The 12,071-nt window shown below is 61.7% G+C and carries 12 protein-coding genes, 1 tRNA gene and 1 pseudogene; 9 read left to right on the top strand and 5 right to left on the bottom strand.

All coding sequences use genetic code 11. The features are described 5' to 3' along the window. Positions 1 to 462: 462 nt before the first annotated feature. Positions 463 to 621, top strand: a complete 159-nt coding sequence (locus FS320_RS46220) for a hypothetical protein (protein ID WP_162866309.1) — start codon at positions 463 to 465, stop codon at positions 619 to 621. Between the two features lie 217 nt (positions 622 to 838). Here FS320_RS46220 and FS320_RS29510 read toward each other — a convergent pair whose 3' ends face one another. The 3 genes and pseudogenes from FS320_RS29510 to FS320_RS29500 all read right to left on the bottom strand — a co-directional run bounded on the left by FS320_RS29510 (position 839) and on the right by FS320_RS29500 (position 2,540). Further along, a complete protein-coding gene (locus FS320_RS29510; protein WP_152715821.1) occupies positions 839 to 1,918 on the bottom strand; it encodes an IS630 family transposase in 1,080 nt (359 codons plus the stop codon). A 212-nt stretch (positions 1,919 to 2,130) separates the two neighbouring features. Further along, positions 2,131 to 2,349 (bottom strand): annotated as a pseudogene (locus FS320_RS29505) (transposase); the annotation flags it as partial. Between the two features lie 101 nt (positions 2,350 to 2,450). Beyond that, positions 2,451 to 2,540: transfer RNA gene (locus tag FS320_RS29500), tRNA-Ser, on the bottom strand. Between the two features lie 209 nt (positions 2,541 to 2,749). Between FS320_RS29500 and FS320_RS29495 the strand changes: the two genes are divergently transcribed. Both FS320_RS29495 and msrA read left to right on the top strand, forming a co-directional pair. Continuing rightward, the gene (locus FS320_RS29495) at positions 2,750 to 3,070 is read left to right on the top strand and encodes a PetM family of cytochrome b6f complex subunit 7 (protein ID WP_152715819.1); all 321 of its coding nucleotides are present in this window, start codon (positions 2,750 to 2,752) and stop codon (positions 3,068 to 3,070) included. Positions 3,071 to 3,153: 83 nt separating this feature from the next. Next, complete coding sequence (gene msrA / locus FS320_RS29490; RefSeq protein ID WP_152715818.1) at positions 3,154 to 3,813, top strand: peptide-methionine (S)-S-oxide reductase MsrA; 660 nt, start codon at positions 3,154 to 3,156, stop codon at positions 3,811 to 3,813. Positions 3,814 to 3,890: 77 nt separating this feature from the next. Here the strand turns inward: msrA and mepA are convergent, their stop codons facing one another. Together mepA and FS320_RS29480 are read right to left on the bottom strand one after the other, a co-directional pair. After that, positions 3,891 to 4,802, bottom strand: coding sequence for a penicillin-insensitive murein endopeptidase (gene mepA, locus FS320_RS29485; protein WP_152715817.1), 912 nt, complete (start codon positions 4,800 to 4,802; stop codon positions 3,891 to 3,893). 413 nt (positions 4,803 to 5,215) lie between these two features. Further along, positions 5,216 to 6,382: an SDR family oxidoreductase gene (locus tag FS320_RS29480; protein ID WP_152715816.1), complete on the bottom strand. Its 1,167-nt coding sequence runs from the start codon at positions 6,380 to 6,382 to the stop codon at positions 5,216 to 5,218. A gap of 194 nt (positions 6,383 to 6,576) precedes the next feature. On the opposite strand from FS320_RS29480, the gene FS320_RS29475 reads away from it, so the two are divergent. The 6 genes from FS320_RS29475 to FS320_RS29450 all read left to right on the top strand — a co-directional run bounded on the left by FS320_RS29475 (position 6,577) and on the right by FS320_RS29450 (position 11,910). Further along, positions 6,577 to 6,987 carry a PRC-barrel domain-containing protein gene (locus FS320_RS29475; protein ID WP_036363378.1) on the top strand — a complete coding sequence of 137 codons (411 nt, stop codon included), beginning with the start codon at positions 6,577 to 6,579 and terminating at the stop codon, positions 6,985 to 6,987. Between the two features lie 140 nt (positions 6,988 to 7,127). Beyond that, the gene (locus tag FS320_RS47090) at positions 7,128 to 7,997 is read left to right on the top strand and encodes a hypothetical protein (protein ID WP_202882910.1); all 870 of its coding nucleotides are present in this window, start codon (positions 7,128 to 7,130) and stop codon (positions 7,995 to 7,997) included. 395 nt (positions 7,998 to 8,392) lie between these two features. Continuing rightward, complete coding sequence (locus FS320_RS29465) at positions 8,393 to 9,259, top strand: EamA family transporter (protein ID WP_162003326.1); 867 nt, start codon at positions 8,393 to 8,395, stop codon at positions 9,257 to 9,259. Continuing rightward, the gene (locus tag FS320_RS29460) at positions 9,256 to 10,347 is read left to right on the top strand and encodes an ATP-dependent DNA helicase (RefSeq protein WP_152715815.1); all 1,092 of its coding nucleotides are present in this window, start codon (positions 9,256 to 9,258) and stop codon (positions 10,345 to 10,347) included. Before FS320_RS29465 ends, FS320_RS29460 begins: the two co-directional genes overlap by 4 nt. Positions 10,348 to 10,423: 76 nt before the next feature. Beyond that, complete coding sequence (locus FS320_RS29455; protein ID WP_152715814.1) at positions 10,424 to 10,597, top strand: DUF1328 domain-containing protein; 174 nt, start codon at positions 10,424 to 10,426, stop codon at positions 10,595 to 10,597. Positions 10,598 to 10,821: 224 nt separating this feature from the next. Next, the gene (locus FS320_RS29450; protein ID WP_152715813.1) at positions 10,822 to 11,910 is read left to right on the top strand and encodes a TRAP transporter substrate-binding protein; all 1,089 of its coding nucleotides are present in this window, start codon (positions 10,822 to 10,824) and stop codon (positions 11,908 to 11,910) included. Positions 11,911 to 12,071: the final 161 nt, after the last annotated feature.

Below are 12,071 nucleotides of genomic sequence, written 5' to 3'. Positions count from 1 at the left end.
CTCCCCGCGCCGCCAATGCCTTGATAGTCATGCGAGCCTCCTGATCGAGCCGGCTCATGCGCTCCTCCGTGTCGTCCCGTGACACGGTAGGTCGACTTCAACCGGAGGCGACATCTCGTAAATCTGGCCGTCGCCTTACTCACACATTCGCGCGTCGCGCTACATACGGTCTGCGAGTAGCCGATGGCTTGCTAGCCCTTAAGGGCAATTGATGAAGATCCTCGCAAGACCCAAGCTGAGAGGGTCCTAATCGATGCGACCACTTAGAGCCCCTCGGGGGCTCTTTTCTTTTGAGCTGAGCCTTTGCGGCTGCGAAGGACGCGCTGCCTGAGATACAGGAGACCCTCAGGGACTGGTACGCCCACCGCGACTTGCTCGTGCAGCTCCAGGCGGTGGAGCCGCAACCTGTTTGACCTTCGAGCGTTACTTGCCATCAATGATGATGCTTGAGAGGGTGATCCCATGCCCGACAAGAAGCGTCTTCTTCACTGCGGCTGTATCGGGCTCGCTGTGGCCTCCTTTGCGCTCGTTGGTGCAATCGTCGCTCAGCCGATTCTTAGCGCCATATGGTTTCCTCAGGTCAGCATCGCGCAGTTCGCCAAGATCCCACAGGGTAAGTGAGCGGGCCGAGGTGAGCCTCAGTGCCAGGTGTCGGCCCTGTAAGTTGTGCCTCAGTTTTCCGTTACGTAACGGAAGCCGTCGAGGAGGCAGACCCTCATAGGTTGGAGGGGTACTTCACCCTAGCAGGGTGCCACACGATTATGCTACATTCGTGCTACACGAGCAGCTGAAAAGTGCTTGTAAATCAATGTTCTGCACTGCCTGGCACCGTCTCCCCCTAGTGTTGTGACTCTAACGCTTGTTTCGCACGGGCGACCTTTTCCAGGATAGCTGAGGCCGAGGCGGTCCAGACAAAGGGTTTGGGATCTGCATTGTGGTGCTCCAGGTAGGCCATGGTCGCCCTCTCCAGGTCGGGCACGCTCGTGAAGGCGCCCCGCCGGATGCGCTCCTGGGTGATCAGGGCAAAGAAGCGCTCGACCAGGTTGAGCCACGAGGCCGATGTCGGCGTGAAGTGCAGATGGATCCGGGGATGCTTCTCGAGCCAAGCCTTCACCTTCGGGTGCTTGTGGGTGGCGTAGTTGTCCACGATCAGGTGCAGGGCGAGGCGCTTGTCGGTGTTGCGATGAATGACACGCAGGAAGCGCACAAACTCCTGATGGCGATGGCGCTTCATGCAGGTGCCCAGGACCGTGCCGGTCGCCACATCAAGAGCAGCAAACAGGGTCGTGGTGCCATGTCGTTGATCGTCGTGGGTCATGGTGCCGGCACGGCCCTTCTTGAGCGGCAGGCCCGGCTGGGTGCGGTCGAGCGCCTGGATCTGGCTCTTCTCGTCAACTGCCAGAACCAGGGCTTTGTCCGGTGGATCAAGATAGAGGCCGACCACGTCCTGGATCTTCTCGACAAAGGGCTTGTCGGTGGACAGCTTGAAGGTCTTGACCAGGTGCGGCTTGAGGCCGTGCGCGTGCCAGATCCGCTGCACGCTGGTGTGGGACAGGCCTGTGACAGCGGCCATCGAGCGCACGCTCCACTGCGTCGCTCGCGGCGGTTTCTCATGCAGGGTCATGGCGACAACGCGCTGGATCACGGCTGCCGTCAGGGGCTGACGCCCCGGCGGGCGGGTGGCGTCCTTGAGAAGCCCGTCGACGCCCGCCTGCGCATAGCGGCGGCGCCAGCGCCTCACCGTCAGAGTGCTCGTGCCGACGCGGCCGGCGACCTCGGTAGCGCGCAGGCCCTCACCAGCCAGCAGAACAATCCGAGCCCGCCAGACGACCTTCTGGGATGTGTTGCGGTCACCGACCAAGCTCTCCAAGCGATCTCGATCAGCGGCGGGAACCTCAATGCGTTCGATCTTGCCCATCCGAGCACCATCGCACGCCGGACCAGATTTCGGAATCTCCCGTCAGTGACAGAACACCAGGGAGCGCCAAAGGTTCGATAAGCCAGCCTCGCCTCGTGCGAGGCTTTTGCTTTTCTGGACTTGAGTGATCTAACACCGCTCAAAGAGCGGCAGGTTCGTGGGCGCGAAAGGGATCTGGGATGACAGCGATGCGTTCAGGGCGGCGGGACCTACCGCTTTTTGAGAGCGGCTCGCAAGGCTGAGGCATCGTGCATTGACTCCGTCAGCAGCTTCTTCAGTTTGGCGTTCTTATCCTCAAGCTTCTTTGACGGTTTGGCGTCGGAGACATCCATGCCGCCGAACCTCGCCTTCCAGTTGTGCAGGGTGGCTTCCAACATGCCATGCTCCCTGCATGGGTCGGCAATCTTTGCCTCAACCTCCAGTGCATCCATAGATGTCCAACACAATCCATGCGGAATTGTGGGCTATTCTGTGGAGTATTCGAAACCGGCTGGCCGATTTTACAGGTTTGTCAATGCCTTAGGCAGAATAATGGCGGAGGGAGCGGGATTCGAACCCGCGATACGGTTTCCCGTATACACACTTTCCAGGCGTGCGCCTTCAACCACTCGGCCACCCCTCCAGCATGAGCCTCTCGGACTCTTGGAACCTTCAAACCCGCCGTTCGACACGGGTCGCTCAGGTTCTCCGCTTGCGTCTGCGGAGCGCCCGTGTATCGCTAAACCGGGGCGAAAGGCAAGACCGAACTTGAGTCAATTTAGCCTGAATCGCCTTTGCCATTGCGACAAAACGCTCTAGATAATCCCCCTCTATTCATAGAGGTGTCTTCCCTTGAAGTTTCTAGCGCGTAGCCTTGGCCTCCTGCTGATCGCGGCGGGATTTATCGGGTTGGTGATCGACGGAACGCGATCCATCGTCAATAATGCTGTATCATTCGCATCCATCGGTAAGGTGGCCGGAACCCTTTTCCCGAGTGGAATGGCCGGGCTTGAGGGAAGCATCGCGCAGCGTGGCTATCCCTGGCTGTGGGATCCGATCGCGACTTACATCCTGCAGATGCCTGCTTCGGTCACGGGCTTCCTGGTGGGCGCGCTGCTGATGTGGCTGGGCCAGAAGCCGCTGGAGCCGATCGGATATCTCGCGGGCCGCTGAGCTTTCACGGGAAGGTGACGGAAGGGGCTCTCCCGCAAGCGCGGGGCAGTGCTTACATCAGCGAGGTCACGCGAGGGATCTCCATGTTCAGCTTCCGCAAACGACTCGACCTGCCGACTGCCGCCGAGGCTCTACCCGGCCGGACCAGCCCGATTCCGACGGCTGAGCGGCATTTCATCAACGACCGTCCCCTTCAGCCGCCTTATCCCGAGAGCATGGAAAAGGCCGTGTTCGGCCTTGGCTGCTTCTGGGGCGCCGAGCGCAAGTTCTGGCAGCTGGGTGACGGCATCTGGATCACCGCTGCAGGTTATGCCGCCGGCACCACGCCGAACCCGACCTACGAGGAAGTGTGCTCCGGCCTGACTGGGCACAACGAGGTCGTGCTGGTGGTCTACGACCCGAAAGCGATCTCCTACGAGACCCTTTTGAAGACCTTCTGGGAGAACCACGATCCGACCCAGGGCATGCGCCAGGGCAACGACGCGGGCACCCAGTACCGCTCCGGGATCTACGTGCTCAACGAGGACCAGAAGAAGGCCGCAGAGGCTTCCAAGGCGGCTTACGGCCGGGCGCTGGCCGCCAAGGGCTATGGGCCGGTCACGACCGAGATCCTCGATGCGGGACCCTTCTACTTCGCCGAGGATTACCATCAGCAATATCTGGCCAAGAATCCGAACGGCTATTGCGGCCTCGGCGGCACGGGCGTGTCCTGCCAGATCGGAGTCGGCGTGGCTGCCGAATAAAATACCACTCTGTCCGAAATCCTCAGGGAACGGCTCGCATCTTCCGGGATGCGAGCCGTTTCGCCTTGAAGCCTGTCTCAAGGAGCCTCGAGAACGCTGCGGCACTCATTGGGCAGTTGCGCCAGGGTGAGCGGCGGACGGGGCTTGCCCGGCTTCGGATGCAGCATCTGCGGCGTGAACCAGGCATCGAGCTCTGCGCCGCAGCCGTCGCCGCTCGGCGGCGGATCCTGATCGGAACAGCCCGCTTCGCCGGCCGGGCAGGCGAGGCGGATATGGAAATGGTAGTTGTGGCCCCATATCGGCCGTACCTTCGTCAGCCAGGACCGGTCTGCTCCCGCTTCCCGGCAGAGCGCCCTCTTGATCGCCGGGTTCACAAAGACCCGGGCAACGCCTCTTTCCGATGAGGCGGCGCGGATGAGGGCGGAATGCTGCGGCGTCCATCTGGCGGGATCGATGTCGAGCCCATCATCGCGCACCATGTTGGTGGCCGACATCTCCTCTCGCTCCGCTCGCGAGAGGCGGCGATTGGGCATGGGCGTGAGCCAGATATCCGCATCAAGGCCGATCTGGTGCGAGGCATGGCCCGTGATCATCGGCCCGCCGCGCGGCTGGGAGATGTCGCCGACGAGAAGGCCGGGCCATCCGTTGATGCCCGGAAGCCGGGTGGCGAACCGCTGCAGGAAACCGATCAGCTGCGGGTGGCCCCAGTTGCGGTTGCGGGACAGGCGCATGACCTGCCAGTTGTCGCCGTCGATCGGGATGGCCGCTGCGCCCGCAACGCAGCCGCGGGCATAGCTGCCAATGGAGCGCGAGCGAAGATCGGCTGGCGCGGTGCGACGCCCGAACAGTTCCTTCGCGGCAAGCTTGGGGTCGCCCGGATTGGCGAGCGGCGGCAGCGGCTTCGGGTCGATAGTACCCTTGTCCTGAGCGGCGGCGGAGCCGCCGATGAGAAGAACCAGGGGGATGGCGAGAGAGCGAATCGGGATCATGGAGAGAGGCTAGCCTGCAATCTTCCACTTCGGAACGTGCCGGATGCGGCCATCTTGTCGCTCTCCAGAAGAACGGCCGGAACCGCGAAACCAAGGCTCACAAGCCTTTCGTAAGTAAACTTTGGGTGTCATCCTCCTCCCCCCCGTCATCACCGGCCTTGTGCCGGCCATCCCGATACTGAACGGCGCTACGCTCAAAACAATCGAGATCAACGGCACAAGGCCGGTGATGACGGCGGTCAAGATCAGACTGCCTCAGAGCCTGCTTCTAAAACCTGCAGCTTCCCAAGCCCGCTCCTGAGTAACGCATGGATTTATGGGCCAGCCTCTCAGGACGAGAAACCGAGCAAGGGCCGAGTGACGAGCCGGAGTCTCGGAAAAGTCGAACCTTCCGATCCGGCCCTTCCGTGCCTTCAATGTCTGGGCTGTGGGCGGCCCTCGTACGGACCGCGCTGGCTCATGTGACCTGGACCGAAGGTGCGCTTGTCGTGACCGTTGCCGCTGCGGCGCATGGCGGGCTGGGGCTGGTAGCGCGGTGTTGGACGCTTGAACTGCTTCGGACGCCGGCTCCCCGCCATAGACGGCAGGAACAGGGTCGCGATGCCGGCAGCAACGCCGGCCAGCAAGGCGGCGGTCACGAAGGGGTGAAGCTGTGCTTCGAGGAGAAGGCTCGTCTTGCGCGGTTCGCCAGGAAGAGACGAATACATGTCGCCGTCCTCGCGGGCTCCATAAAGGTTGTCGCGCATGCCTGGTCGTTCGGGATGATCCGTCGTCTGCGAAGCATAGCCCGTCCATTCCATCGCCTTGTCGACGAGCTGAGGCGCGACCTTGCCCATCGCGCCGATGACCCAACCGCCGAAGCCGATCGTGATCTCGCGACGATGATGTTCGGCCGCGAACACGATCGCCTTGGCGACGAGATGGGGATCGTAGGCGGGAGGCGGCACGGCGTTTTCCCGATCGAGATAGTTGCGGGCATGTTCGACGTAGGGCGTGTCTATGGACGATGGCTTGATGAGCGTGACCGAGACTGGCGTGCCCTGATTTGCCAGTTCCATGCGCAGGCCATCCGTGAAGGCCTTCACCGCGTGCTTGGAGGCGGAATATTGGGTCTGGAGGATCATGGTCCGCTCTGACAGGACGCTGCCCACATTGACGATGGTGCCGCCGCGATGGCGCAGATGGTCCGCCGCGATCATCGAGCCGTTGACGACACCCCAATAGTTCACGTCGAAGAGCTGACGCTGGTCCTCCAGTGGGATGTCGTTGAGGTTCCCGTACAGGGCCACTGCGGCATCGTTCACCCATGTATCGAAGCCGCCGAAGGTCTCGATGGCGGTGCGCGCCACCCGCTCCAGATCTTCGCGCTTGCTGACGTCTGCCGCAACGGCAATCGCACGCGTCGACCCATGGCTGAGCTCGTCGGCGATCTTGCGCAGGGCGTCCTCGTTGCGGGCGACCAGGATGAGACCCTTGGCGCCGCGCTCGGCAAACAGATGAGCCGTCGCAAGTCCTATGCCGCTGGATGCGCCGGTGATGACGACGACCTGGTCCTCAGCCGACTTCTGGCGAACCGCCATGGCACTCTCCTTCATATCCTCAAGTTTCATAAACGTGGGTCAACGTGAGGTCGGGAAGGGGGTTCCTACGGCAGCGCTTGGTGGGAAGAACCCGATTAAGAGCGTTGGAAACCTTGGGCCTCCGGCCCGAAACCGGAACCGGCCTTTCCACCCGAGCGTTGCCTTAGGATCTCACACATGAAGGGAGCGAAATGATGCAGACGACGGCACAAAGCAGCGACGTTCGCGAAACCCACAGTCTGATCGCCAGCGACAAGGTCGAAGGAACGCCGGTGCGCCGCACGGACGGCGAGAAGATCGGAACGATTGAGCGCGTGATGATCGAGAAGCGATCCGGCAAGGTCGCCTATGCAGTCATGAGCTTCGGCGGCTTCATGGGGCTCGGTGAGGAATACTACACGCTTCCCTGGAGCGTCCTGAAATACAATACCGAGCTCGACGCCTATGAGCTGAACCTCTCGGAGGATCAGCTGCGTGGAGCGCCCCGCCGCAGCGCGGAAGGGCATGACGCTTCCTACGACCGCGAATGGGAAGAGCACGTTCATCGCTACTACAACGCCACGCCCTATTGGGGCGCAAGCGACCCGATGAGCACGGGCCGATAACCCGGCGCTATCCTATGAAAACAAAATCGCCCGACTTTCGCCGGGCGATTTTTTATGCGCAGGCGCCGGCCGTTAGGAAAGGTCCTAGCCCGGCGCTTGCGGCATGCTCGTCTTAGCGCTTCCGGGACTTCGAGGGGCTCTTGCGAGCGCTCGAGGAACGGGAGCTGGAAGACCGCTTGGCGACCTTGCCCGACTTCTTCGTGGCAGAGGTCCGGCTCGAAGCGGCAGCTGCGCGCTTCGTGGTCGACTTCGATGCGCCACGCGCCTTCGAAGCCGATTTCACCGCACCGCGGCTGGAGCTGCGAGAGGCAGACTTCCGGGCCGTCGAACGAGCCGAAGTCGAACGAGCAGAGGACTTCTTGGCGGCCGATTTGGCCGAAGTCTTCTTAGCGGTCGTCTTCTTGGCCGCGGTCTTGGCGGTCGTCTTCTTGGCAGTGGACTTCTTAGCTGCCGACTTGGCCGACGAACGGGTCGCGGTCTTCTTGGCAGCGGTCTTCTTTGCAGTGGTCTTCTTGGCGACTGCCTTCTTGGCAGTGGCCTTCTTCGCGCCTGACTTGGCCGAAGATTTCGTTGCCGACCGGGAGGCCGACTTTGCTGCCGTCTTCTTGGCAGCGGTCTTCGTTCCCGCCTTCTTGGCGGTGCTGGTCGAGCCGCGGCGTGCGCTGCTCTTCTTAGCGGTCTTCTTGGTGCTGGTCGCACCGGTGTCTCCCGTGAACAGCATCGTCAGCGGGTTTGACTTGGTGTCTGTCGGCATTGCCGCCTCCTTCAAGGGCCTTCGCGTGCAACCGTCACGCTTGCAAGGCAACGTCGTTATACCAACGGGGTTCCGATTATCGGAAAGTGTTGACAGTAGAACGCTCACTTTTTCTGTGGATATGTTGCCGGGTATGTCTCTCTGCACTTGCAGATCTAAGACTCAATATCGGGTTCAAGATGAGACAGTTAGAGTCTCTTCCTTAGGTGCTTCGATGTCGGTATTCGCGACGCCGCGCTGTTGTGATGACGTCTAAATCGCATTTCGTAACAATGGCTTAGCGCATGAGTAAAGAAGATGTTAAACGTCCGCAGAGTATTCGGATGTGTTCAGGAACGTTCAACATCGCAACCGAAATCCTCTTCACTTGGAGAGGGTCGAAGACGGGTTTTACGCGTCTCGGAGTCCTCGTGCGTGAGACTCAAAAAAATTTGTCGATCGGAGGCGAAAATCGGCCTGCGAGTCGAAGACGAGTCGAGAATCACGATTCACGCCCCGTGCGTGAGGGGATGATCGGAGCCTTGTCCGAGACTCGATCTCGGGCTCATTCGCCGTGTGCGTCTTCGTCGCTGCAGGTGGCATGACGATGGAGGCTTCACGCGGTGGCGGAGGCAGGTTAAGCGAGAAGACCCTCATATCGGTTGAACCACCGTGCCTCATCGCAGCATCCTTGCCGTCGTCCTCTGGATGAGCGGCGCGCTCTTCTCCTTCTCCGCAACGGCCATTGCGGTGCGCGCGCTTGCGTCCACCTTCTCGATCTTCGAGATGCTGGCCGTTCGCAACGCGGCCGGCGTCCTGATCCTGCTCGTGCTCGCGCTCCTCAAGCCGGAGCTTCGGTCCGGATTGAAGCCGCGCCGCTTCCCGCTGCACCTCGCGCGCAATGTCCTTCATTTTCTCGGCACGGATGGATGGGCTTTCGGACTCACGCTCCTGCCGCTCGCAACCGTCTTCGCGATCGAGTTCACCACGCCAGCCTGGGTCGCCTTGCTGGCAATCCCGTTGCTCAAGGAGCGGATGACGAGAGGACGTCTCGTCGCCATCGTGCTCGGTTTCATCGGCATTCTCGTGATCCTGCGCCCGGGGTTGGAAACCTTGCAGCCGGCCAGTTTCCTCATGCTTGGCGTTGCATTCAGCTTTGCTCTCGTGGCCATCATGACCAAGCGATTGACGATGACGGAGAGCACCTTCTCGATCCTGTTCTTCATGAACCTGCTGCAGCTTCCCATGAACCTCGCGGGCGTGAGCCGGGCCTTCTGGCTCGAGGTCCAGTCGTCCCATGCCTTGGCCCTCGTCGGCATCAGCGTCGGAGGTCTGCTCTCGCATTACTGCCTGACCAACGCCTACCGCCGGGGCGACGCCACCATGGTCGTGCCGTTGGACTTCATGCGCATCCCGCTGATCGCCTTCGTGGGCTGGCAGTTCTATGGTGAGCCGCTCGATCCATATGTCTTCCTCGGCAGCGGCATCATCATCATGGGTCTTCTCTATTCACTGCACCGCGAGGCGAAATCCGCATGACCTGGTCGCCGCAACAGGATGCTGCCCTCAAAGCCGTCGCCGATTGGCTCCGCCGCGGCGACCGTCCGGTGTTCCGTCTCTTCGGCTACGCCGGCACGGGCAAGACAACGCTCGCCAAGCACATCGCCGAGAACGTGGACGGCGAGGTGGCCTTCGGCGCCTATACCGGCAAGGCCGCGCTCGTGCTGCGCACCAAGGGCTGCACTGAGGCCTCGACGATCCATTCGATGATCTACCGCTCGCGGGAGTCGGATGAGAACGGTCCGCAATTCGTGCTCAACCGCCAGAGTCCGGCCTCCAAGGCCGACCTCATCATCATCGACGAATGCTCCATGGTGGACGAGGAGCTCGGGCGTGATCTCTTGTCCTTCGGGCAGCCCGTTCTCGTACTCGGCGATCCGGCGCAATTGCCGCCGGTGAAGGGCGGCGGCTTCTTCACCGAAGGCGAGCCCGACGTGATGCTCACGGAAGTGCATCGGCAGGCCAAGGACAATCCCATCATTCATCTCTCGATGCAGGTTCGCGAAGGCGGGCGGCTGGAGCCGGGCACCTATGGCGAGAGCCGCATCATCCGCCGCCGCGAGATCGACGCGAACGCCGTCACGGCGGCCGATCAGGTGCTGGTCGGCCTCAACAAGACCAGGCGTCTCTACAACACGCGCCTGCGCGAATTGAACGGCTACCGCGACCCCATGCCGGCGGCCGGCGAGAAGCTCGTCTGCCTGCGCAACGACAAGACCAAGGGCCTGCTCAACGGCGGCACCTGGAGCATCCAGGCCCTGCGCGGCATCCGCAACGACTTCATCCGCATGGATGTGCTGTCCGACGACGATGCCCGCCGCCGGTCGGTGGAGGTCGCCGTGCACAAGGCCTTCTTCGAGGGGACGGGGGAGGAGGTGCCGTTCGTCCTGCGCAAGGAGTCCGATGAGTTCACCTATGGCTATGCGCTCACCGTGCACAAGGCTCAGGGCTCGCAATGGGACGATCTCGTGCTCTTCGACGAGTCCTATGCCTTCCGCGAGCATCGCAGCCGCTGGCTCTATACGGCCCTGACGCGGGCCGCCGAAAAGGTCACCGTCGTGATCTGAGCGCAAGCGGCCCGGAACCGGATCGAGCGTGAGTGCTTATGCCTGTAGCTGGACAGTAAGCGACAAGGGTACAGACATGCTCAAATGGGCTCTGATCTTCCTGGTGGTTTCCCTGGTGGCGGGAGCGCTGGGCTTCACGGGCGTCGCCTCCGGCGCCAAGACCATCGCCAAGGTCCTGTTCGGCCTGTTCCTCCTCGCCTTCATTCTCCTGATCCTCCTCGCCTGGGGAGCGGGCGAACTGATTTTCTGACGGACCTGCTCCGTTCATTTCACGCCGATTGGGAAAGCGGCTCCAAGCTTTGTCTTGGGGCCGCCCCACGCATGCATTGAATGCATGAAGTCCCTGCTTCGGAAGACCTCCCTTCTTCCGTCCGGCCCGTTATAGGGACGTCTCAACTATTCGTTTGAGTGCGTCGCGTTGAAACTTTCTGTCTCATGTGCGCCTTGAAACGTAAACGAATGAAAGGGACGCCCATGAAACGTCGTGCATTCCTCCAAGCCGCCACAATCGGCGCAGCCGCCGGAGCCGTTGCCAAGCCGGCCATCGCCCAGTCGAACCCCGAGATCCGCTGGCGCCTGACCTCGGCCTTCCCGAAATCCCTCGACACCCTGTTCGGCGGCGGCGAGACCTTCGCCAAGCTCGTCGCGGAAGCCACCGACGGCAAGTTCATCATCCAGACCTTCGCGCCCGGCGAGATCGTCGGCGCGCCTCAGGCGCTTGATGCCATCGGCGGCGGAACGGTCGAGATGGGTCATACCTGCTCGTATTATTACGTGGGCAAGGACCCGACATTCGCCATCGGCACAACGCTGCCTTTCGGCCTGAATTCCCGTCAGATGAACGCCTGGCTTTATCAGGGCAACGGCAATGCCCTGCTGAACGAGTTCTACGCCAAGCATAACGTGTACGCTCTGCCTGCGGGCAATACCGGCGTGCAGATGGGCGGCTGGTTCCGCAAGGAGATCAAGACCGTTCAGGACCTGCAGGGACTGAAGATGCGCATCGCGGGCCTTGCCGGGCAGATCATGGGCAAGCTCGGCGTCGTGCCGCAGCAGATCGCCGGCGGCGATCTCTACCCGTCGCTGGAGCGCGGCACCATCGACGCTGCCGAGTGGGTGGCGCCTTACGACGACGAGAAGCTCGGTCTCAACAAGGTCGCGCCTTACTACTACTATCCGGGCTTCTGGGAGGGTGGTCCTGCCATTCACTTCTACATCAACCTGCAGAAATGGAACGAGCTGCCCAAGAACTACCAAGCCGCCATCCAGGCTGCTGCGGGATATGTGAACGTGGACACGCAGGCCAAGTACGATGCCAAGAATCCGGCCGCCCTGCGCAGTCTGATCGGCAACGGCGCGCAGCTACGCCCCTTCTCGCAAGAGATCATGGAAGCGGCCTACAAGGCCGCCAACGAGGTCTATGACGAGACCTCGGCCAAGAACGCGGATTTCAAGAAGATCTACGACAGCTACAGGGCGTTCCGCGGCGAGGAATATCTCTGGTTCCAGGTGGCCGAATACGCCTACGACACCTTCATGATACGCGCTCGCGCTCGCGGATGAGCAATGGAAAGGCGGGTTTCGGCCCGCCTTTTTTCGTGTGCCGAGCATGTTCGACAGCTTGGAGGTGCAAGTCCTCTACCCAGCCTGATGGCGGCGAAGGGTTAGCAAAGCGCAAGGGCGCCACCGCGAGGTGGGGTCTGAAGGAAGCGTGGAGCAAAACC

Origin of the sequence: Microvirga tunisiensis (assembly GCF_009296175.1) — a bacterium.
Taxonomy (GTDB): Bacteria; Pseudomonadota; Alphaproteobacteria; order Rhizobiales; family Beijerinckiaceae; genus Microvirga; species Microvirga tunisiensis.
This window is presented reverse-complemented; position numbering and strand designations above follow the sequence as displayed.